The organism is Massilia sp. NBRC 108631 (assembly GCF_059704565.1).
Window position 1 is genome coordinate 234125 of record NZ_BAAKJE010000102.1, and the last position, 21098, is coordinate 255222.

Consider the following 21098-nt stretch of genomic DNA (forward strand, 5'->3'; position numbering starts at 1 on the left):
GTCAGCCTTTCTTCCAGCGGGTAAGGCGCTGCTCGATCAGGCGGAAGCTGCGGTCCAGCGTGAAGCCGATCACGCCGGTCAGCACCACGCCCACCATGACCACATCCAGCCGGAACATCTGGCGCCCCATCTCCATCATTTGTCCAAGGCCGCTGTCGGCAGCCAGCAGCTCGGCGCCGACCAGCACCATCCAGGAACGGGACAGCGCAATGCGCACTCCGGTGAGCACGTCGGGAACAATGGCCGGCAGCGCAACGCGGCGGATCACGTCCCAGCGCGAAAAGCGGTACACCGAAGCCACTTCGAAATAGCGCGCCGGCAGATTGCGGATGGCGTCATGCGCGGCCAGCGCCACGATGAAGAAGGTCGCCTTGGCCACGATGAACACCTTGAAACTCTCGCCTATGCCCAGCACCAGGATGAACAGCGGAATCAGCGCCACGGTGGGCAACTGGCGCAGCACGCTGAACGTCGGCTCGACGTAGGCGCGCAATGGCTTGGACAAGCCGAGCAGTACGCCCGCAGCCAGTCCCGCCGCGCCGCCCAGCGCAAAGCCGGCGAACAGGCGGTAAAGACTCACGCTCAGGTGGTCCGGCAGCTCGCCGCTTTGCACCAGCTCGGATGCCGTTAGCGCCACCTGCCACGGCGACACCAGGATCTGCGGCGGCGCCCACTCAAGGGCGGTGGCGGCGGACCACAGCAGCAGCAGCAGCACCGGGGCGGTCCAGGCCGACCAGCGCGCAGCCAGCCAGCGTTCCGCCAGCCCGGACGGAAGCTTGCGGCGCCCGCTGCCCGCTGGCTGGCCATCTGCCGGGCGATGCACCTGCCTGGCCGGCTGCGCAAGCTCGTGCGGCGCGGCCTCGCCGGTCAATGGCTGCGTCGGCCTGTATGCGGCGGCTATCGTCATTGTGTTCACTCCTTCCTTAACGGGTCCAATAGTCTTGCAGCTGCAGCTGGGCCAGGCCCTGCCTCACGAACTGCGGCGCAAACAGGGCGTCCACCGACAGCGGCCTGGCGATCAGGCCCGCCTGCTTCGCGTACTCCGCCTCGGCGGCATAGTGCGCGCGAACGGCCGGCGTGAACAGCGGCGACCAGCGATCCTTCCATTGCGTGCTGTCGCCTTCCAGCTCGCGCCGCACCACCGCTTCGCTCTGCCCGCCGAGCGACTCGGACTTGATGTAGCTCTCGCGCCCCGCATCGGCTGCTGCCGCCGCCTTGTGGTACTCGCGCAGGTAGCCAGACACCACCAGCTGCGCCACCTGCGGATAGCGCTGCAGGAAAGCGCTGTCGCCCCATAATTCGGCGCGCATTTTCCAGTCCTCCGGCGCCCTTTTGCTGGCCCAGATGATCTTGCCCACCTTCTTGTCCTCCAACACGAAGGCGTCGCTCAGGGTGAAGAAGGCATCGGCCCCGCCGGTGGCCAGCGCGGCAGCGCCGGCCTGCGGATTCAGGTTCAGTATCCTCACGTCGCTCAGCTTCAGGCCATTGGCCTGCAGCAGGCGCGCGAACGGGTATTCCCACGGCCGGCCGCGATGCAGCGCAATGCGCTTGCCCTTCAGGTCGCGGATCGAGCGGGCAGTCGAACCCGGCGGTACTACCAGGTAGGTGTTGTTCAGGCTGCCGCCCGGCAGCACCAGCCGCGTTTGCAGGCCGGAAGCGTTGGCGATGATGGAAGGCAGGTCGCCATAGCTGGCGAAGTCGATGCTCTTGCTGGCGAAGCCTTCGTTCACCTGCGCCGCCACCGCATTGGTGGTGACCGGCACCCACTCCAGGCGCACGCCCAGCTTGCCCAGCTCCGCTTCCAGCCAGCGCTCCTGGGCCACCTGGGCCGAGGCGCCGGCAAACACGGTCTTGCCGGCCGGCGCCGGACGCGCCACGGCCGCAATGCGCACCGTTGCCGGCAACGCGGCGCGCGGCGCGGAGGCGCTGGCTGCGGCAGAAGCGACTTGCGACGCACCAGCCGCCCACGCCAGCCCGGCCTGCGCGAGACCCGGCATGGCAGCGCACACCGCGCAGGCGGCAGCAGCCAGCAGGTCTGCAAACACAAGGCGCGCGCCGCGCCGACGCGGAAGGGGCAGTGTCGTCATCATCTCAGCTCCTTACAGATCGCTGGCAGGCAGCAGGGACAGTTCGCGTGCAGTCTCGATCAGATTGCTCATCTTCCACTGCTGCAGCAGCACGCCGGGACCGAAGTCGCGCGAGCCGCCGACGGCTTCGGCCTGGATCTGGATCTTGGCGCCCTCCTCCAGCAGCAGGATGAACTCCGCCAGCTTCAGCAAGCCCTGCTTGCCCCACACGGTGGCGCCGCCGTTCGCTTCCAGGATGGCGGTGGAGTGGGGATTCTTGCCGATCAAGCCCAGGATGAAATCCACTTCCGCCTGACGGCGGTCGATATAGATCGGAATTTCCCGGATCAGCTGGAAGCGCTGCACCGGCACATAGCGGATCGGCAGCGTGCGGTGTGTCTGCGCCCAGGCGCCCAGCGCCGGCGAGTGCACGTGCGAGATCGACGTCACTTCCGGCCGCTCGTTGAACAGCTTCAGGTAGCGGCCGCCGCCACCGCCAGCCCCGGAATAGACGTTGCCATCCAGGCCGATGACGGATGCCGTCAGCGGCTGGCCCTTGCGGAACGGGCCCGGATCGTTCACCACCACCACCTTGTCTTCGCCCGGAATGCGTTCGACGAATCCGACGGTGCCGTTGGCGGTCAGGCTGCCGGTTTCGCGCAGCGCGTTGAACGCCAGTTGCGCATCCTTGCGGACCTGCTCCACGAACTCCTGTACCTGCACGCTCAGCTGCGCTTGTGCTACCAGTGCTTCAGTCATTGCATTTCTCCCTGCGGGTTGGTCATGCCTCTACTTTCGCAAGACGCGTGCCAGCCGAAATGCCCGCCGGCGAGGCCCGCCACTGCGCGCGGCGTAGCAGCCGCTGTTGATATCGCAGCAGCATGCCGCGCCACTGTCGCGCCGGCAGCATGCGGCATGCGTGCGGCACGCATGGCGCGCGGGCATGCTTCCTGCAATCCCTGAAGGCGGCCGCCAAAGCGGACCGACTCAAGCTACTCACCCACCACAACAAGGACAAATATGCGCACTACCGAGAAGCAAGCCAAGCCCGTCGAGACGGTTTGGTTCACCCGTTGTCCCGTACCGACAGCCACCGGCCTGGCCTACAAGCTGGGATGGCTGGACCAGGAATTCGCGCCCGACGGCATCAAGCTGCAAACGCTGCAGGAAGTGGGCGGCGAGCTGGCGCGCCATCACTACGACCACCAGCTGGAAACGCTGGTGCGCGAAGGCGGCAACCTGCTGGCGCTGCCGGCGCGGGCGCAAGGTGCGCCGACCCGGCTGATCGGCCTGACGTGGATAGACGAGTGGCAGTCCATCCTGGTCCGTCCCGGCTCCGGCATCACCAGGCCGGAACACCTGAAGGGCAAGCGCCTGGCGCTGCCGGCCTTCCGCAGCGACGACCTGCAGAACAACCGGCGCGGCCGCAGCATCGCACGCGGCATGAGCCTGGCGGGCTACAAGGGCGTACTGGCTTCCGCAGGGCTGACGCTGGACGACGTCGAACTGGTGGAGCTGGGCCAGAACGGCCCGGCCGAATACCGCAACCTCGGCACCAATCTGTGGGAGGGTATCTCGCCGCTGCTGCTGGGCGAGGTGGACGCGGTCTACGTGAAAGGTGCGGCAGCGGCCGACGCGGCGCGCGATGCCGGCGTGGTGGTCGGCATCGACCTGGACAAGCTGGAGCGCCGCTTCCGCGTCAACAACGGCACGCCGCGCCCCATCACCGTGCACGAAGGCTTCCTGCGCGACCACTTCGAACTGGTGGTGCGCTTCCTGACGCAGACGCTGCGCGCAGCCGAATGGGCCAAGAGCCACAAGGACGAGGTGCTGCAGATCCTTCAGGGAGAGACCCGGGCCGGTGGCCAGGGCGTGGCGGAAGCCTACCGCGACGGCTTTCACCTGGCGCTGGCGCCGGACTTGTCTGACGAAAAGGTGGAACTGTTCCGGCAGCAGAAGCACTTCCAGCTGGTGCACGGCTTCCTGGACCGGGACGTGGATGTCGACGCGTGGATAGACCGCAGGCCGCTTGAAGAAGCGCAGCGCCGCGTGGCCGAAAGCCTGCGCGCGGCGGCCTGAGAAAGAGCGGCGGGTTGTGCGCTACGCGCTAACCCGCCGACAGCCCGGCAGCCGGCTTTCAAAGCTGCGCGGTATAGGACAGGCCAAAGGTGCGGCGCGCGCCCCAGTACACCGTGTCGCCATTCACGGTACCCGGCACGAAGCTGGTCAGCGTGTGGTTCTTGTAGATCTTGTCGCCTACATTATTCACATACGCGCTGAAGGTGTGCTTCCCCCCCGGCAGCGTGTACGACAGGCGCGCGTTGCCGATGCCGTAGGCGCCCTGGTTCAGCAGCCCGCGCGTATCGGTCTGCGGATCGACATAGTAGAACTGCTTGGAGGTGTAGCGCCAGTCGCCGCTGAGCACCAGCTTGCCGCTGGCGACGGGCAGCTGGTAGTCGGCCTGCAGCAACGCGGTGCCGTGCGGCGACCGTACGAACTCATTGCCCGATCGGTTGCCGCCGTTGTTCTGGACATTGAACTCGTCGAACTCGGTGCGCAGGATGCCGATGTTGGCGTTGATGTGCAGCTCGTCGGTCGGCTGCAGTTCCAGTTCGAACTCCGCACCGTTCACGTGCGCCTTGCTCACATTCTGCAGGTAATTCACGCTCTGGGTCGGGTCGCCGTTGTAGATGCCGGTGATGTTGACCTGCACGTTCTTGTAATCGTAGCGAAACAGATTGGCGTTGAAATTGAGCTTGTTGTCCCACCATTCGGATTTCAGGCCCAGTTCAAAGGAGTTCAGCGTTTCCGGCGCCACCGTGTTCAGCGCGCGCACGTCTGTCGCGCTGGTGTTGTAGCCGCCGGACTTGATGCCATGCGCCGCCTTGAAGTAGACGCGCGCGGTTGAACTGAGCCGGTATTCCGGCGTAAAGTCCCAGGTCAGCGCATCCCAGGTGGTGGACGGGGTCGAAACGAAGTTGTTGTTGGCAACGGCGGCCGCGCCAAAGTTGGCGCCGCTGACCGTGTTCCACCAGTTGTCCACATTGCCGAATTGCGGTGTACCGGATGCGGCCTGCCTGCGGCGCAGGTTCAGGTCCTTGGTCTCCGTGGTCCAGCGCAGGCCCAGGATGGCTCGCAGTTGATCGCTGAACGTGGCGGTGGCGCTGCCGAACACCGCGAAACTGCGCGCCTCGTGACGGTAGATGGTGCTGTTGTAGCCGACCGGCTGCGTGCTGCCGGCGAGCGCCGGAGCGGCGCCGTTCGGCAGGCGGGCGGACGCGGAATCAGAATCGATCTTCTCGTTGAAGTAGAACAGGCCTGCCACCCAGCTCACTTTGTCATCCTGCGGCGACGCCAGGCGCAGCTCCTGCGACCACTGGCGGCTCTTGGCCGAACTGTGGCTGCGGCTGATTTCCAGCGGGGTGTTGTCGCCATCGCCCAGGCTCTCTGTGCGGTAGTTTTCGAAACCGGTGATCGAGTTGAGCGAGTATGGGCCGAGCTGGTACTCCAGCGCCAGTTGTCCGCCCCCCTGCTTCACCGAGCTGTTGGCCGGCGCATTGGCGCTCACGTCGTCCGGGTTGGTGCTGGGGATGTAGCCGTTGCGGTACACACCGTTGGCGCCGTAGCTGGCCACGGTGGTGATGGTGCCGTCGGTCTGGTAGTCGCGATAGTGCAGGTTCAGGTTCGCGCTCAGGTCCTTGCCGAGCAACGCTTTCAGCTGGCCGCGCACGGCGCTGTCGCGCAGCGCGCCGTCCTTGCTGCCGGTGAACAGGTTGTTAAAGCGTCCTTCGCCCTGGTCTTCGGTGTGGAACGACAGGCGGCCGGCCAACACCTCGTCCACCAGTCCGCCGCCGATGGCGCCCTCCACAAGTTTGGTGTCGTAGCGCCCGTAGTCCACTTTCAGGTAGCCGCTGTTGCGGAAGCTGGGCTTCCTGGAAATGACGTTGATGGCGCCACCGGTGGTGTTCTTGCCCCACAAGGTGCCTTGCGGGCCGCGCAGCACTTCCACCCGGTCCAGATCGAACAGCGGGAAACCGGTGGCCGACGAGTTGCTGATGTAGACGTCGTCCAGATAAAAGCCGACCGGGTTCGGGAAGTCGATCTGCTGCTGGCCGGCGCCCACGCCGCGTATCCACCAGCGCGGACGGCCGTGCTGCTGTGTTCCCGCCGAGGCGTTCGGCACGAAGTTCAGGATCTCCGAGGCGGAGCGGCCAACCCCGTCGGCCAGCAGTTCCTTTCCGCCAAGGACGGTGATGGAGCTTGGCACCGATTGCGCCTTCTCCTCGCGCTTCTGCGCGGTGACGGTGACGGTTTGCAGCGCGCCCAGGTCGCCCACGACGTAGGGAACGCTGGCGGCCGCCGCTGCGGCAGCATCGGCTTGCTCTTCCGCGTGCGCCAGGCTGGGGGCAAGGCTGCCGCTCAGGGCGATGGCAAAAACCGCGCGCAATTCACGGCTGATGGTGGTGCGTTTAAATCGGGTGGCTGGCGATTGCTGGGGATGCATGGACACTTCCTTTGTAATGAGTAAGAGGTAAGTTACTCATTGCAAGCGCCGTGCCTGACTGCCACCGCAGAAGCAGGCCTTATAAACCAAGGCCTTCTTTGAAATGAAGCGAAATGCTGATTTTGAAACACCCAGGCGGCGCATGCTGCCTGGGCGACAGTGCTGCTTTGCAGGCAGCAAGGATTATCCGACTGCGCGCAGCGCTTGCGGCTGCACGTGGCCGCGCACCAGCGGCAGCACTTCTTCGCCTACGCGGTAGGCCTCCTCCAGGTGCGGGGTGCTGGAGAGGATGAAGGCATCTGCGCCCAGCTGCACCAGTTCGTCGAGGCGCTCGGCCACCTGCTGGTAGCTGCCCACAATGCCCTGCGTCTGGCCGCCGCGCAGCAGGTTGAAACCCGACCAGACGTTCGGTTCGATGATCAGGTCGCGATAGCTGTTCAGCGTGGTAGGCAGGCTGGCGCGCTGGCGCGCTGCGCCAACCGAATCACCCTGCGGCGCCAGGAACTGCTTCAGCGTTTCGGCATCCACCCGCTCGAAACCTTTGCGCACTTCATCCCAAGCCTCTTCCTCGGTGGCGCGGGCCACGATATCGACGCGCACCGCGCACTTGATCTTGCGGCCCAGCAGATCTGTTTTCTCCTTCACGCGGCGGAATTTCTCGCGCAGCGCGGCGAACGGCTCCAGCCAGGTCAGGTAGTAGTCCGCGTGCTTTGACGCCGACGCCAGCGCGGCGTCGGAAGAGCCGGAGAAGTAAATCTCGGGGAACTCTTCCTTCGACAGCGGGTCCGGCAGGCCGCCGTGCTCCAGCTGGTAGAACTTGCCCTGGTACGAGAATGGCCCGCCTTGCCAAACGCCGCGCACCACATCCAGGAATTCGGTGGTGCGCTGGTAGCGGTCGTCGTGGCCGGCGGAGTCGCCCCACCACAGCTGCGCCGGGCCGCCGCCGCCGGTAATGACGTTGTACAGCGCACGCCCGCCGGTGGCGCGCTGCAGGCTGGCCGTCATGCGTGCGGCGGCGACTGGGTTCAGGAAACCCGGCTGGAACGGAATCATGAATCGGAACGTTTCGGTTTCGCGCGCCAGCAGCGCGGAAATGGCCCAAGGTTCGTCCGTCATCGGGAAAGATGGAATCAGGCCGCCGTGGAAGCCGGACACTTCGGCCGCATGCGCAATCTCGGCCAGGTAGTCAATGTAAGTATAGCCGCCGGCGTGATCAAGCCGGGCGTTGCCGGCCAGCGTGTCGCCACGGTAGGGAGTGCGGCTGCGGTGCGAGCTTGGCTCGCCGTGGGTGGGAAGGCGCCAGAAGAAGTCGACAGTCATGGTGTGCTCCAGTATGGATGATGTGGTCAGGCTGCCTGGCGCTCGGCGGCGGCAAGGCGCTCGCGCAGTGCGGGCAGAACGTTTTCGCCGAAACGGTAGGCCTCTTCGAGATGCGGCGCGGCGGACAACAGGAAGCTGGATACGCCCGCGGCGGCGTATTCGGACAGGCCATCGGCGACCTGCTCGAAGCTGCCAACCAGTGTGGCCGCCGGGCCGGGTCCATCATCGTCGGCAGCAGCGGCAACCGCGGCGGTGGACTGGCTCTGCAGGATCGCCGCGTCGCGCCGCGCTTCGTCCTCCGTTTCACGCGCAACCACGCTGATGCGCAGTCCAATGGCGACCTTGCGGCCGGCAGCGGCAGCCAGCGCGGCAATGTGTGCGGCCTGCGCACGCAGCGTCTCCGGCGGGGCGGCATCGAGCACGTGCACGTCCGCTTGCCGTGCGGACAGCGCAAAGGCCTGCTCGCTGGCGCCGGACAGGTAGACCTTGGGTACCGGATTGTTGGCCAGCGTGCCACGGAAGCCGCCCTCGCCCACTTCGAAGAACTTGCCCTTGAAATTGAACGGTGCGGTAGTCAGGACGCCGCGCGCCACAGTCAGGAATTCGTCGATGCGCGGCAGCACGTCGGCGTCCTCCGCGTAGTCGGCATGGCGGCGCCGATCCCCGGCAGTCCCGCCCGGAGCGATCTGCCAGGCCAGGCGGCCGCTTGTGAAGCGCTGGAAGCTGGCGGCATTCTTCGCCGCGTAGACCGCCGAGCCCCATGCGGCCTCAAATTCCGTCACCAGCTTGATGCGGCGCGTGCCGCGCGCCACGTAGCCGGCAACGATCCACGCTTCCTCGCCCTGAAGGTCGTGGCCGATGCGCACGCCGTCGAAGCCTGAAAGGTCGGCCGCGCGCGCCACCTGGTGCAGATAGTCGTAGTAGTTGAAGCGGCTGCCGCGCGGGTCGGACACGCCGCCGCTGTAGGGCGAGCCCGCGTCCGCAGCGCGTTCGCCGCGCCGCAGCCGGGCCGCTTCGCCGTAGCGGCCATCGCCGGCGGTAGGCAGTTGCCAGATGAATTCCGTGGTCATGTTGAAGCTCCTCGTGAGTTGTGGTGTCAGCCCACTACGCAACGCAGAAACCGTGCCATGCAGGAAACGCCACATCCACCCTTCTGCGCACGCCGCGCGTGCTGCGCGACGAACAGGCTGCTGCCCTGGCAACAGCCTGTGTTTGCGCAGCTACAGTACGCCCGCCTTCTTCAGGTAAGTGCGCATGATGTTGCGGCTGATATTCAGGCGCCTGGACGCCCGCACCTGGTTGCGTTCCGTGCTCTCGAACGCAGCCAGCGCGAGTTCCTGCTGCAGCGTTTCGAAGTCGATGCTCTCGCCCGAAGCAAGCAGCGCGCGCCAGGCCGCATGCAAGCGTGCGCTTGCCGTGGCGGGCGCGGCGCCGGGGCCGACTGTGTGCCCGGGTCCGCCGCCGGCGGAAGGCACGGCCGCGCCCAGTTGCTCGCCCGCCGCGCCGGACCAGGGCGACGCAGCGTATGCCGGTGCAACGTATGCCGGTGCTGCGTGTGCCGGTACCGCGTACGGCCCTGGCGCCGCATACTGCGGCCCGCTGCGCACTTCAGGTGGCGGCTCATGCCGCGCCCAGCCGCGCAGACTCAGGTCGTGCGCTGTGACGGCGCCATCGTGGCTGACCAGCAGTGCGCGGTGCATCACATTTTCCAGCTCGCGTATATTGCCTGGCCACGGATAGTCCAGCAAGGCGCGCTCCGCATCCTGCGTGATCGAGACATCGGCCAGGTGCAGGCGGCGCGCATAGACCTGCAGAAAGTGGCGCGTGAGCGGCATGATGTCGCCGGGGCGCTCGCGCAGGGGCCGCAGCGGAAGCGAGATCACCTGCAACCGGTAGTACAAGTCCTCCCGGAAGCGCCCGGCCCGCACCGCTTCGGCCAAGTCCACATTGGTGGCGGCGATCAGGCGCACGTCAATCGGTATCGCCTTGCGCGCGCCCAGCCGCACCACCTCCCGCTCCTGCAGCACACGCAGCAGCTTCACCTGCATCGGCAGCGGCAAGTCGCCAATCTCGTCGAGGAACAGCGTGCCGCCGCGCGCGGTTTCGAACCAGCCGGCCTTGGCCTGGTGCGCGCCGGTGAAAGCGCCGCGTTCGTAGCCGAACAACTCGCTTTCGATCAGCGTTTCCAGGAAGGCGCCGCAGTTGACGGCGACGAAGCTGGCGTCGCGCCGGCTGCTGTGGGCATGCACGTGGCGCGCTATCAGCTCCTTGCCGGTGCCTGTTTCCCCGGTGATCAGCACCGTCGCCTCGCTGGGCGCGATGCGTTCGATCAGCTGGTGCAGCTCGCGCGAACGCGGATCGGCGAAAACGAAGGCCGTGGCGCGCACCAGCAAGCTCATTTTCTGGGCTTCCCGGAAAGCGACGAGCGGTTCCCCGTCGCTTTCCGTCCCCTTGGCAAAATGGGCGCTGCGCGCGAATTCGGATGTGAAGTGGTTGGCTAGTAGTTCCATGAATCGACTATAGCGCGCTGCCTAAGCCTGGCAAACGAATAGTGCCACGCTTGCTTATCCGGTTTTCACATATCCGCGCCGGCGGTAGCCTGCTGCGCGGCCGCATAGGCGCCGTACAGTTTGGCGTATGCCCCGCCCTGGCCAATCAAACTGTCATGGTCGCCCAGCTCGGCCAGCTCGCCGTTCCAGATCACCGCGATGCGGTCGGCGTCCCGTATGGTGGCAAGCCGGTGTGCGATGATGATGGCGGTGCGGCCCCGGCACAGCCGCCGCAGCGCGGCCTGGATGCGGCGCTCGGTGTGCAGGTCCACGGCGGACGTCGCCTCGTCCAGGATCAGCACGGTGGGGTTGGCAAGATAGGCGCGCACCAGGCACACCAGTTGCCGCTGGCCGTGGCTGAGGAAGCCGCCCAGCGGCCCCACCTCGGTGCGGTAGCCCTGCGGCAGCCGTTCCAGCACGGCGTCCGCCCCCAGCTCGCGCACGGCGGCGATCAGCGCACCGTCGCCGGCGTCCGGCGCCGCCAGGCGCAGGTTGTCCAGCACACTGCCGGAGAACAGCACGTTGTCCTGCAGGACCACGCCGATCACCTTGCGCAGCTCCTGCTGCCGATAGTGGCGCACGTCCACCCCATCCACCAGCACCGCGCCCGACTGCACTTCGTACAGCCGCGCCAGCAACTGCACCAGCGTGCTCTTGCCGTGCCCCGTGGGTCCGACGATGGCCAGCACCTGGCCGGCCGGAATGTGCAGCTGCAGGGAGCGGATCACCGGCCGCGCGCCGGCCGGGTCGTAGGAGAAGCCGACATTGGCAAACTCCACCTCGCCGCGTCGCGCGGGCTGCTGCGGCGTGAGCGGATCGGTGATCTCGGGCTCCGTATCGAGCAACAGGAACACGCGCTGCGCCGAGGCCGCGCCCGACGAGTAGCGCTCGAACAGGTCGTTCAGCTCCTGCAGGGGGCCGAGAAACAGGTGTACGTAGAACAGGCTTTGCGCCAGCTGGCCCACCGTCACGCTGCCCTCGGCGATACCGAAGCCGCCCGCCACCAGCAGCAACCCCATGCCCAGTGTGCTGAGTACCTGCGTGAGCGGCAGGAACCAGCTGGAGCGGATATTGCCGCTCACCAGGGTGTGGTTGAAGTGGCGCAGCAGGCCGAGGTAGCGCTGCGCATTGCTATCCTCGCGCACCAGCTGCTTGATCAGCCGCACGCCGGACACGGTTTCCACCAGGTGAGCCGTGAAGCGCGCACGCGCCTCCGCCACGCGGGCCCAGTTCTGCTGCGAGATGCGCCTGAACAGCCAGGTGAAGCCCGCCAGCAGCGGCACCACGGCAGCCAGCGCCGCGAACAGGCGCGGCGAGATCAGCCACAGCGCCGCGCCGGCCACCAGGCAACGCAGCAGCGCGGACAGCAATTCCGGCGGCCCTTGTATCAGCAGCGGTTCGAGCGCGTCCACGTCGCGGTCGGCGCGCGAGATGATGCGGCCGGCCTTGGTCTGGTCGAAATAGCGCACGCTGAGCGACTGCACGTGGGCGTACACCCGCACCCGGAGCGCGTTCAGGATATGGATGGCTGCGCCGCCGGCGAAATACTGGGACAGGCCGGACAGCAGGAAACGCAGTACCCAGCTGACGGCCAGCCCGGCCGCCATCCAGGCCAGCAGGTGCTTGTCGAGCAGGATGCCGGTGGCGGTCCTGATAAAGCCGTTGTCGATCACTTCGCGCAGGAACCAGGGCCGCAGGAAGATCACGCCCACCAGCAGCGCTTCCAGGGCGATGACGGCGGCGATGCGGCCGCGCACCTGGCGCAGCAGCGGCAGCAGGCGCCAGAACATGCTGCGGTCCAGCGCCTTGCGGGCCAATGCCTGTTCCAGCTCGATGTCGCTCAGTGCAGTCTGGCCGCGCAGCTTATTGGCCATCGCCGCCTCCCAGCAGTTCGCGGTAGCCCGCGTCCGACGCCATCAGCGCCTGGTGCGTACCTTGCGCCGCGATGCGGCCACCGGACAGCATCGCCACGCGGTCGGCCAGCAGGATGGTGGACAGTTTGCTGGCGACCATCAGCACCGTCACCTGGTATTCGCCGCTGGCGTGCAGACGGCGGATATTGTCCAGCACGCGCCGTTCGGTCAGGGCGTCGAGCGCGCTGGTGGCGTCGTCCAGCACCAGGATGGCGGGACGCGCCAGCAGCGCTCGCGCCAGGCAGATGCGCTGCCGCTGGCCGCCGGACAGTGTGGCGCCGCGCTCCCCGACGCGGGTCTGCAGGCCGTGTTCCAGCCCTTGCACCACGTCCGCGGCCGCAGCCCATGCCAGCACCTGCTCCAGTTCCGTGTCGCTGGCGTCCGGTTTGGCCAGCCGCAGGTTGGCGGCCAGCGTGTCCGAGAACAAAAAGCTTTCCTGCGGCACCACGTGCACCTTGCGGCGCAACTGTCCCAGGTCCAGCCCACGCAGGTCGCGCCAGCCACCCCACGGCGAGCCGACGCGCACCGATCCCTGGTCCGGTTCCAGCAGCCGTGGCAGCAGGCCCGCCAGCGTGCTCTTGCCCGCTCCGGTGGCGCCCACCAGCGCCACCACCTCGCCCGGCGCCACTTCAAAGTCGCATCCGGACAGGATAGCGCTGCTGCCGCCCGGCGCGGCGATCTCCACACCGGTGAGGCGCAGTCCCAGCGCACCGTCTGGCAGGCCCTGTGGCTGGCCGTCACCGCCGCGCATGCCGGGCCGTTCGTCCAGCAACTCCCAGATGCGGCCCGCCGACGAGCGCGCATCGGCAAAGATCTGCATCACCCTGCCCACACCTTCGATACGGAACACCAGCGTATTAGCCACCAGCAGCGCAGCTACGATCTCGCCCACGTTCATGCGGCCCTGCTGCACCAGGTGGGCGCCATAGCCCAGTATCCAGACGTGGCCCAGCGCCACCACTGCCTGCGGCAGCGGGATATGCGAGGCCGAATACGCCAGCGCCTTGCGCGCCAGCCGCACGAATTGGTCGACATGCTCGCTGAACACCGCGACGCGGCGCTGCTCGAGGCCGAAGCCCTTGATGACGCGCACGCCGTTCACCCCTTCGCTGAGCTCCTGGTTCACCTTGTCGTACGCTGCGCCCGCCGCGCGGTCCAGGTGCACCAGCTGGCCGGTCTGCGCCACGAAGATACCGATGCCGGCCAGCGTGAGCAGCAGCGGCGGCAGGCCAAGCAAGGGGCTGTACCAGCACAGCAGGCCGATGGAGGCGATCACCACCAGCGCTGTTTCGAATACCTGGCGCCAGAAGCTGATGAGCGCATCGCGCACCTTGTCGGCGTCGCGCGTGGTGCGGGTGACCAGTTCACCGACGCCGTGGCGCCAGTGGTACGCCAGGTCCAGCCGCTGCACTTGCTGCAGGATGCGCTGGCGCAGTATGGTGAGCAGTTCCTGGCCGATGATCAGCGCCATTACGCCGCCGCCGTATTGGAGTACCGCGCGCGCAGCGGCTAACGCCAGCAGGGCGATCAGCCAGTAGCGGGCCAGCGACCAGTCCAGCGTGCCGTCCGCCTGGCGCTGCACGGCGCGGCCGCTTTCCACGTCGTGCACGGCGCGGCCTACCAGCCATTGCTGCCACGCGAGGCTGAGATTGACAATGGTGAACAGCGTGGCCGTCAGCGCAAAGCGCCACGGCATCAGCCGGTAAAGGGCAAGGCAGCGCAATAGCGGCTGCCGGACGTTGGATGGTTTGGTCACTGTGCTTTGTCCGGATGGGAGTGGGTTGGAGCTTCCCTATCCGCACGATCCGTGCCAGCGCCCCAAGGGCACGTCCTGGCCCGCCGCGCGCGCCGGCGTGCGCAAAAACCAGCAGCGCTGTGCAATTTTCAGCAGCGCTTGTTGATTCCGGCGGCGTGCAGGCGGTAGCATGGCGGCATGACGATTCCACGCCCTTCTCAAGCCGCCCAGGCCGGTTTTGCCACCTTGGCCGATGCCGCCTTCCACAACGAGCGCGTGGCCGCGCGCCGCCTTGCCGCCAGCGCGGGACTGGACGAAGCGCAGGCGCTGCTGCGCATCCTGGAGCAGTCGGCTGCGGCGGCCGGATACCGGGCTGCAGCGGAGCCGGCGGGGCTGGCGGCACCGGCAGCCCTGGATGGCCCGTCAGCGCTCGACCGCCTGCTGGCCGCTCGTTCAAAGTTGAAGCGGGACGATGCGGAGCGGCGCGCGGCCAAACTGCTCGCGCGCGCCGGGAAGTTGGCCGGCAAGCGGGCGCGCCATGCGCCGCAGGCAGGTGCATGGCAGGCATGGTTCGACGGCTCGGCCCATCCCAATCCGGGACGGCTGGGCATAGGTGCGTTGCTGCTTGGCCCGGCCGGCGAACGCATCGAGATCAGCCAGCGTGCAGGACATGGCAATAGCGGGGAAGCGGAATACCTGGCGCTGGAGGCATTGCTGCAAGCCGCCCTCGCCGCCCGCCCGCCGCTGTTGGCGATCTACGGCGACAGCCAGGTCGTGATCGGCGACGTGGCGGCCGGCGCGGGCACGGGAGCGAAGGGGCTGGAACTGCACCGCGAACGGGTGCAGGGGCTGCTGACGGAACTGGGGAAATCGGGGCGAGTGACGCTGCACTGGGTGCCGCGCCACCGCAATGGCGAGGCGGACCGCCTGTCGCAACAGGCGATCGCCTCCTGGACCGGGCAGGACTAGCGCAGCGCCAGCGCCTTGCCGCCCTGCGTGCGGGCAGCTGGTGCGCGGCCTGCCGGCGGCTTGGCCGCGCCGCCCACCTGGAACACACTGACCACTTCGGCAAGTTGCATCGCCTGATGCTGCATGGACTCGGCGGCGGCCGCTGCCTGCTCCACCAGCGCCGCGTTCTGCTGCGTAACCTGGTCCATCTCGCCGATCGCCTTGTACACCTCGTCGATGCCGGCGCTCTGCTCCTTGCTGGCGGTGGTGATCTCGGTGATGATGGTACTCACGCGGTGTACGCTGGACACGATGTCTTCCATGGTCGCGCCGGCGTCGGCCACCAGCTTGCCGCCCTGGTTCACCTTGTCCACCGAGTCGCCGATCAGCTCCTTGATCTCCTTGGCGGCGGCGGCCGAGCGCTGCGCCAGCGTGCGCACTTCGCTGGCCACCACGGCGAAACCACGGCCCTGCTCGCCGGCGCGCGCCGCCTCCACTGCGGCGTTCAGGGCCAGGATGTTGGTCTGGAACGCGATACCGTCGATCACCGAGATGATGTCCACGATCTTGCGCGAGGCGGCATTGATGGCTTCCATCGTGCCCACCACTTCGGCGACCACGGCGCCGCCCTTGACGGCAACATCGGCCGCCGCGTCGGCCAGCTGGTTGGCCTGGTGCGCGTTGCTGGCGTTGTTCTTCACCGTGGCGGTCAGCTCTTCCATCGACGCGGCAGTCTCCTCCAGCGAGCTCGCTTGCTGCTCGGTGCGCGACGACAGGTCCTGGTTGCCGGCCGCGATTTCGGTGGACGACGTCTCAATCTCCGCCGTACCGCTGCGCACCTGCATCACGATGTTCAGCAGCGCATTGTTCATGTCCTGCAGCGCCGCCAGCAGCTGGCCGGTTTCGTCGCTGCCGCTGACACGGATGGTGCCGGTCAGATCGCCGGCCGCCACGCGCCGCGCCGCGTCCAGCGCCTGGCCAAGCGGCCGCGTAATGCTCGCGGTCAGCAGCCAGGAGCACACCACGCCCAAAGCCAGCACCAGCGCGGTTAGCGCTATCAACAGCTTGCGGCTGGTATCGGCCCCATTCTCGATTTCCACCGCGATGGCGTCGATCTTGCCGCGCTGGCGCTTCAGCAGTTCGGCCATCAGGTTCTGGTAGGCGGCCGCACCGGGCGCGAACACGTTGCTGAAGTGTGCTTCGGCCTCCTCCAGCGCGCCCTCAGCCTTCAGCTTGGTCACCTTGTCGCGCGAGGACAGGTAGATTTTGCGCTGCTCGCCGATGCGGTTGAACAGTTCCTTCTCGTCTTCGTCCACCAGTGCTTCGATTTTCTTCTGCAGCTCGGCAGACACGGCGCTGGATTTCTTGGCCTCGTCGGCAAAAAAGCCCACCAGCGACGGATCGCTGCTGCGGGCGATGGCGGTGGTGCGGCGGATCGCACTGTCGATCTTGCTCGACCAGTCGCTGATCATGCGCTCTTTCGCCAGCGGCACTTCCATCATCGCGCGCGTCGCGTTGGCCACTTCGTGCAGGCGCCAGATGGAGATACCGGTAATGGCCACGGACAGGGCCAGGATGACGGCAAAGCCGAGCGCCAGTCGCTTGCCGATGCGGATGTTGGACAGCATGCTCACGGCGCTCAGGCGGCCAGCGCCGAGTCGAGCAAGCCCATGTCGGCGCTCGTCATCAGGCGGTCGATGTCCACCAGGATCAGCATGCGCTCGTCGATGGTGCCCAGGCCGACGATGTATTCGGTGTTCAACGTGGAGGTAATTTCCGGCGCCGGCTTGACCTGCTCCGGGGTCAGGATGGTCACGTCCGACACGCTGTCGACCACCATGCCCACCACGCGGTGGCCGATGTTCAGGATGATGACGACGGTGAACTGGTTGTATGTCGGTTCGCCCACATTGAACTTGATGCGCATGTCGACGATCGGCACGATCAGGCCACGCAGGTTGATCACGCCCTTGACGAATTCCGGCGCGCTGGCAATGCGGGTCGGCGCTTCATAGCTGCGGATCTCGCTGACTTTCTGGATGTCGATGCCGTACTCTTCCTGGCCCAGGGTAAAGGCGAGGTATTCGGCGGCGGCCGCGACGTTGGCGGCGGAAATAGCGTCGGTAGACATAGGTTCCTCTCAAAAGAGCCATAATGTTACCGTACAACAAGGTCCAACGCAGCAAATAAATGCACAGAAGCAACATAAAGTCTATCGGTTTCAGTGTATTTGCACCGCAAACTGCTATGGCCTTCTTGGCAATTCAATGCCACAATCGCAGGGCAAGCAGCATGCCCCGCCCCAAGGAGAAGAATGAATACGTTGTTAAGTAGCTGGCATCCGCGCCTGGTGGCGCTGGCCACCGCCGCCGCCGCCGATGACGGCGCGCACGACACCAACCATCTGCACCGCGTGTGGCGCAACGCCACGCTGCTGATGGACGATTACCCGGAGGCGGACGCGCTGGTGGTGCTGGCAGCCTGCTATCTGCACGACCTGGTGAACCTGCCCAAGAATTCGCCGGACCGCCACCTGGCTTCGCGCCAGGCCGCGCGCCTGGCCAGCCGCCAGCTGGCCGAACTGGGCTTCCCGCCCGAAAAGCTGGCCGCAACCGCGCACGCGATCGAAACGCACAGCTTCTCGGCCGGCATCAAGCCGGAAACCATCGAAGCGAAGATCGTGCAGGACGCCGACCGCCTCGACGCGCTGGGCGCGGTCGGCCTGGCCCGCATGTTCTACACTGCCGGCCGCATGGGCTGCGCGCTGGCCCACGCCGACGACCCGATGGCGCTGCACCGCGAACTGGACGACAAAGCCTATTCGCTCGACCATATCGACGTGAAGCTGGCCACGCTTCCGGCCAAGATGCAAACCGCCGCCGGCCGCCGCCTCGGGCAAAGCCGCCTGGCCGAGCTGATCGCCTTCCGCGACAGCTTCATCGCCGAATGGGCTGCCAGCCCCGCCACGCCTTAGCCTAGATCCGATCTTTCCGCCCATGACCAGCAAAAGCGAACCCGTTCCCCTTTCCACCACCTCCAACGGCAACCTCAAATTCGTGCTGGTGTGCGTGTTCATCGACATGCTGGGCATCGGCCTGGTGGTGCCGGTGCTGCCCATCCTGGTCGGAGAATTCGTCCACACGCGCGACGCGCAGGCACTGTGGTACGGCGTGATGGGCGCCGTGTTCGGGCTGATGCAGTTCCTTTTCATGCCCATGCTGGGTGCCGTCAGCGACAGGGTGGGCCGCCGGCCGGTGCTGCTGTATTCCATGGCCGGCATGTGCATCAACTTCCTGTCCACCGCCTGGGCGCCCAACCTGGCCTGCATGTTCATCGGCCGCGTGATCGGCGGCGCCTCCTCGGCCAGCATGTCGGTGGCCTCGGCCTACGCGTCCGACATTTCCACCCACGAGAACCGCGCCAAGAGCTTCGGCAAGATCGGCGCCGCCTTCGGCCTGGGCTTCATCGCCGGCCCCATGCTGGGTGGCCTGCTGGGCAGCATCGACCTGCACCTGCCGTTCTACGTGGCGGCGGGCCTGTCGGCCGCCAATTTCATCTACGGCTACTTCTGCGTGCCCGAGTCGCTGCCCGAATCGCGCCGCTCCAGGTTCAAGCTCACCCGCGTCAATCCGCTCGACGGCCTGTTCAAGCTGGCCCGCCGCGAGGATATCCGCGGTCTGATCATCGCCTTCGCGCTGATGACCTGCGCGCAGATGATGCTGCAGTCGACCTGGGTGCTGTACACCCACTTCCGCTTCGACTGGAGCCCCGGCCAGAACGGCGCCGCGCTGTTCTGCGTGGGCATGGCCGCCGCCGTGGTGCAGGCCGGCCTGCTGGGCGTCTTCATCAAGTGGTTCGGCGAAGTGCGCCTGACGCTGATCGGCCTGGCCTCGGGCTGCATCACCTACACCTTGTACGGCCTGGCCACGCAAGGCTGGATGATGTACCTGTTCATCTGCTGTAACCTGATGGCGTTCGCCGCCGGCCCGGCGCTGCAAGGCATCATCTCCAAGGCCACCGACGCCGGCCAGCAGGGCGAGCTGATGGGTTCCCTGCAGTCGATCAGCAGCATCGGCATCATTTTCATGCCGCTGCTGGGCAGCGCCATCCTGGGCGAGGTCAGCCACTTGCCGGCCAACGACTGGCGCATCGGCAGCAGCTTTTTCGTGTGCGCGGCCATGCAGGCGCTGGCCATCCTGGTGGCACGGCACTACTTCCGCACGCACGACCTGAAGCAGCCTGCCAGCACGGCGGTGCAGCCATGATGGCATGGCCGCCGGCGCCGGGAATGCTGGCGCTGCTGCCGGTGCTGGCGACGTTCAGTTCGCTGGCCGCGCCGGCCGCGGCGGAATGCTCGCGCGAGATCGCCGTGCCGGTGGCGCCGATCGGTGTCAGCATCACCATCAGCAACGGCGACGTGGCCGGCATCTATCCCGACGTGCTGCGCGCGGCCAGCCAGAAAGCCGGCTGCCAGCTGGTATTCTCCGGGGTGCCGCGCGCGCGCCAGGAGGTGCTGTTCGAAATGGGCAAGGCCGACCTGATGCTGCCCGCCACGCGCACGCCGGCGCGCGACCAGGTCGGCACTTTCATTCCCCTGATCGGCCATCGCGCCACGCTCATTTCGGTGGCCAGCGGACGCCCCGCCCTCTCCAGCGCCCAGGACCTGCTGCAGCGCCCGGAGCTGCGCGTGGCCGTGGTGCGCGGTTTCGACTATGGCGAGCCTTACCAGGTGCTGATCAAGGAGCTGGCCAGGCAGGGACGTCTGTTCCAGGAGGTGGACTCGGTAGCGGTAGCCCGGCTGATGCAATCCGGCGCCATCGACGTCACCATCATGGGCCCGACCACACTGGCCGGCGCCGTGATGCGCGACGCGCGCCTGGCCGGCATGCTGGACCGGCTGCGGGTGGAGCCGATACCGGAACTGCCCTGGAGCGAGAGCGGCATCTACGTGTCGCGCCGCTCGCTCAAGCCGGAGGACCAGGCCATCATGCTGGACATGATGGAACGGGTGGCCAAGTCCAACGCCGTGATGGAAGCCTTCCAGCGCGTGCACCGCCCCGCCATCCTGGCCGAAAGCGTGCGCCCGCGCTAGGCGCGGGCGCCGGAGCCTGTACTGCCGATGCCAGGATACGTCGTCGCCATCATCCTGCTGGCAGCGCTGCTGCATGCGGGCTGGAACGCGCTCGTCAAGGCCGGCAAGGACGCTTTCCTCACTTCGGTCCTGGTGGCCTCGGGCGCCGCGCTGATTTCGCTGGCGGCGCTGCCTTTCTTCCCGGCGCCCGCACCCGCCAGCTGGCCGATGCTGTTCGCCACCACCGTCATCCATTACTTCTACTACGGCCTGATGGCGGCCGCCTACCGGCACGGCGACATGAGCCTGGCCTATCCGCTGATGCGCGGCAGCGCCCCCCTGCTGGTGGCGCTGGCCAGCGCGCCTTTGCTCGGCGAGCAGTTGACGGCGATGCAGTTCGGCGCCGTGGCCTGCATCAGCGGCGGCATCTTCAGCATGGCGCTTGCGCACCGGCGGGCGGCGCCAGTCGGTCGCACAGCGGCGCGGCGGCCCGGCGGCGCGGCGGCTGTGGGTGACACTGCGCAAGCTGGCGCAGCGCTGACCCCGCCCTCCCCACAGCGCCCTGGCCGCGCCGTGCTGTACGCGCTGCTGAACGCCGGCGCCATCGCGTGCTACACGCTGGTGGACGGCGTCGGCGCGCGTCACTCCGGCTCCCCGGTGGCATACACCATGTGGCTGTTCGTCTTCACCGCTGCCGGCCTGCTGGCCTGGACCTTGCTGCGGCGCCGCGCGCAATTCGCCGCCTACGCGGCCGCGCACTGGCGCGTGACCGCGCTGGGCGGAGCCGGCACGCTGGGCTCCTACGCCATGTCGCTATGGGCAATGACGATGGCGCCAGTGGCAGCCGTGGCGGCGCTGCGCGAAACCGCCATCCTGTTCGCCGCCGCCATCGCCGTCTTCTTCCTTGGCGAGAAAATCAGCCCACAGCGCTACGCCGCCATCGCCCTGATCGCCGGCGGCGCCGCACTGATGCGCTACGCCTGACGGCAGCC

17 protein-coding genes are annotated in these 21098 nt (G+C 67.1%); 6 read left to right on the forward strand and 11 right to left on the reverse strand.

The features are described 5' to 3' along the window. Position 1: 1 nt before the first annotated feature. From AC6H42_RS12015 to AC6H42_RS12025, 3 genes are read right to left on the reverse strand one after another with little or no spacing between them, the layout of a single operon-like run. On the reverse strand, positions 2-907 hold the full coding sequence (locus AC6H42_RS12015; protein ID WP_497548134.1) for an ABC transporter permease: 906 nt from the start codon (positions 905-907) through the stop codon (positions 2-4). A 16-nt stretch (positions 908-923) separates the two neighbouring features. Beyond that, positions 924-2090, reverse strand: coding sequence for a PhnD/SsuA/transferrin family substrate-binding protein (locus AC6H42_RS12020; protein WP_057154745.1), 1167 nt, complete (start codon positions 2088-2090; stop codon positions 924-926). A 9-nt stretch (positions 2091-2099) separates the two neighbouring features. After that, entirely contained in the window at positions 2100-2825 is a 726-nt protein-coding gene (locus AC6H42_RS12025) for a class II aldolase/adducin family protein (RefSeq protein ID WP_057154746.1), read from the reverse strand. Between the two features lie 261 nt (positions 2826-3086). Here AC6H42_RS12025 and AC6H42_RS12030 point away from each other — a divergent pair, with 261 nt between their 5' ends. Next, entirely contained in the window at positions 3087-4145 is a 1059-nt protein-coding gene (locus tag AC6H42_RS12030; protein ID WP_057154747.1) for an ABC transporter substrate-binding protein, read from the forward strand. Positions 4146-4203: 58 nt separating this feature from the next. Here the strand turns inward: AC6H42_RS12030 and AC6H42_RS12035 are convergent, their stop codons facing one another. From AC6H42_RS12035 to AC6H42_RS12060, 6 genes are all read right to left on the reverse strand, one after another. Further along, positions 4204-6570, reverse strand: coding sequence for a TonB-dependent receptor (locus AC6H42_RS12035; protein WP_497548135.1), 2367 nt, complete (start codon positions 6568-6570; stop codon positions 4204-4206). Between the two features lie 183 nt (positions 6571-6753). Beyond that, on the reverse strand, positions 6754-7890 hold the full coding sequence (locus tag AC6H42_RS12040; RefSeq protein WP_057154749.1) for an LLM class flavin-dependent oxidoreductase: 1137 nt from the start codon (positions 7888-7890) through the stop codon (positions 6754-6756). 26 nt (positions 7891-7916) lie between these two features. Further along, positions 7917-8960, reverse strand: coding sequence for an LLM class flavin-dependent oxidoreductase (locus tag AC6H42_RS12045; protein ID WP_057154750.1), 1044 nt, complete (start codon positions 8958-8960; stop codon positions 7917-7919). A gap of 150 nt (positions 8961-9110) precedes the next feature. After that, a complete protein-coding gene (locus tag AC6H42_RS12050; RefSeq protein WP_082551730.1) occupies positions 9111-10400 on the reverse strand; it encodes a sigma-54 interaction domain-containing protein in 1290 nt (429 codons plus the stop codon). Between the two features lie 65 nt (positions 10401-10465). Further along, positions 10466-12313, reverse strand: a complete 1848-nt coding sequence (locus tag AC6H42_RS12055; protein WP_497548136.1) for an ABC transporter ATP-binding protein — start codon at positions 12311-12313, stop codon at positions 10466-10468. Beyond that, the gene (locus AC6H42_RS12060) at positions 12303-14108 is read right to left on the reverse strand and encodes an ABC transporter ATP-binding protein (RefSeq protein ID WP_497548137.1); all 1806 of its coding nucleotides are present in this window, start codon (positions 14106-14108) and stop codon (positions 12303-12305) included. The genes AC6H42_RS12055 and AC6H42_RS12060 overlap by 11 nt, the downstream gene beginning before the upstream one ends. Before the next feature lie 177 nt (positions 14109-14285). On the opposite strand from AC6H42_RS12060, the gene AC6H42_RS12065 reads away from it, so the two are divergent. Then, positions 14286-15056 carry a reverse transcriptase-like protein gene (locus AC6H42_RS12065; RefSeq protein WP_057154753.1) on the forward strand — a complete coding sequence of 257 codons (771 nt, stop codon included), beginning with the start codon at positions 14286-14288 and terminating at the stop codon, positions 15054-15056. On the opposite strand, the gene AC6H42_RS12070 is transcribed toward AC6H42_RS12065, so the two are convergent. Both AC6H42_RS12070 and AC6H42_RS12075 read right to left on the reverse strand, forming a co-directional pair. Beyond that, a complete protein-coding gene (locus tag AC6H42_RS12070) occupies positions 15053-16669 on the reverse strand; it encodes a methyl-accepting chemotaxis protein (protein ID WP_057154754.1) in 1617 nt (538 codons plus the stop codon). The two genes, AC6H42_RS12065 and AC6H42_RS12070, sit on opposite strands and share 4 nt — an antisense overlap. 5 nt (positions 16670-16674) lie before the next feature. Continuing rightward, positions 16675-17166: a chemotaxis protein CheW gene (locus tag AC6H42_RS12075; protein ID WP_057154755.1), complete on the reverse strand. Its 492-nt coding sequence runs from the start codon at positions 17164-17166 to the stop codon at positions 16675-16677. Positions 17167-17349: 183 nt separating this feature from the next. Here AC6H42_RS12075 and AC6H42_RS12080 point away from each other — a divergent pair, with 183 nt between their 5' ends. The 4 genes from AC6H42_RS12080 to AC6H42_RS12095 are packed head-to-tail and all read left to right on the forward strand — an operon-like array spanning position 17350 to position 21090. After that, positions 17350-18009: an HD domain-containing protein gene (locus AC6H42_RS12080; protein WP_057154756.1), complete on the forward strand. Its 660-nt coding sequence runs from the start codon at positions 17350-17352 to the stop codon at positions 18007-18009. 22 nt (positions 18010-18031) lie between these two features. Next, the gene (locus AC6H42_RS12085; protein ID WP_057154757.1) at positions 18032-19300 is read left to right on the forward strand and encodes a TCR/Tet family MFS transporter; all 1269 of its coding nucleotides are present in this window, start codon (positions 18032-18034) and stop codon (positions 19298-19300) included. Beyond that, entirely contained in the window at positions 19297-20127 is an 831-nt protein-coding gene (locus AC6H42_RS12090; RefSeq protein ID WP_497548138.1) for a substrate-binding periplasmic protein, read from the forward strand. Before AC6H42_RS12085 ends, AC6H42_RS12090 begins: the two co-directional genes overlap by 4 nt. 27 nt (positions 20128-20154) lie before the next feature. Further along, positions 20155-21090, forward strand: a complete 936-nt coding sequence (locus AC6H42_RS12095) for an EamA family transporter (protein ID WP_057154758.1) — start codon at positions 20155-20157, stop codon at positions 21088-21090. Positions 21091-21098 lie beyond the last annotated feature (8 nt).

Excerpts from the sequence above, each read along its gene's own strand:
- AC6H42_RS12040 (WP_057154749.1), bottom strand. The coding sequence starts at position 7,890 with ATGACTGTCGACTTCTTCTGGCGCCTTCCCACCCACGGCGAGCCAAGC.
- AC6H42_RS12030 (WP_057154747.1), top strand. The coding sequence starts at position 3,087 with ATGCGCACTACCGAGAAGCAAGCCAAGCCCGTCGAGACGGTTTGGTTC.
- AC6H42_RS12015 (WP_497548134.1), bottom strand. The coding sequence starts at position 907 with ATGACGATAGCCGCCGCATACAGGCCGACGCAGCCATTGACCGGCGAG.
- AC6H42_RS12025 (WP_057154746.1), bottom strand. The coding sequence starts at position 2,825 with ATGACTGAAGCACTGGTAGCACAAGCGCAGCTGAGCGTGCAGGTACAG.
- AC6H42_RS12065 (WP_057154753.1), top strand. The coding sequence starts at position 14,286 with ATGACGATTCCACGCCCTTCTCAAGCCGCCCAGGCCGGTTTTGCCACC.
- AC6H42_RS12050 (WP_082551730.1), bottom strand. The coding sequence starts at position 10,400 with ATGGAACTACTAGCCAACCACTTCACATCCGAATTCGCGCGCAGCGCC.
- AC6H42_RS12080 (WP_057154756.1), top strand. The coding sequence starts at position 17,350 with ATGAATACGTTGTTAAGTAGCTGGCATCCGCGCCTGGTGGCGCTGGCC.
- AC6H42_RS12090 (WP_497548138.1), top strand. The coding sequence starts at position 19,297 with ATGATGGCATGGCCGCCGGCGCCGGGAATGCTGGCGCTGCTGCCGGTG.
- AC6H42_RS12020 (WP_057154745.1), bottom strand. The coding sequence starts at position 2,090 with ATGATGACGACACTGCCCCTTCCGCGTCGGCGCGGCGCGCGCCTTGTG.
- AC6H42_RS12085 (WP_057154757.1), top strand. The coding sequence starts at position 18,032 with ATGACCAGCAAAAGCGAACCCGTTCCCCTTTCCACCACCTCCAACGGC.
- AC6H42_RS12045 (WP_057154750.1), bottom strand. The coding sequence starts at position 8,960 with ATGACCACGGAATTCATCTGGCAACTGCCTACCGCCGGCGATGGCCGC.
- AC6H42_RS12075 (WP_057154755.1), bottom strand. The coding sequence starts at position 17,166 with ATGTCTACCGACGCTATTTCCGCCGCCAACGTCGCGGCCGCCGCCGAA.
- AC6H42_RS12055 (WP_497548136.1), bottom strand. The coding sequence starts at position 12,313 with ATGGCCAATAAGCTGCGCGGCCAGACTGCACTGAGCGACATCGAGCTG.
- AC6H42_RS12095 (WP_057154758.1), top strand. The coding sequence starts at position 20,155 with ATGCCAGGATACGTCGTCGCCATCATCCTGCTGGCAGCGCTGCTGCAT.
- AC6H42_RS12035 (WP_497548135.1), bottom strand. The coding sequence starts at position 6,570 with ATGCATCCCCAGCAATCGCCAGCCACCCGATTTAAACGCACCACCATC.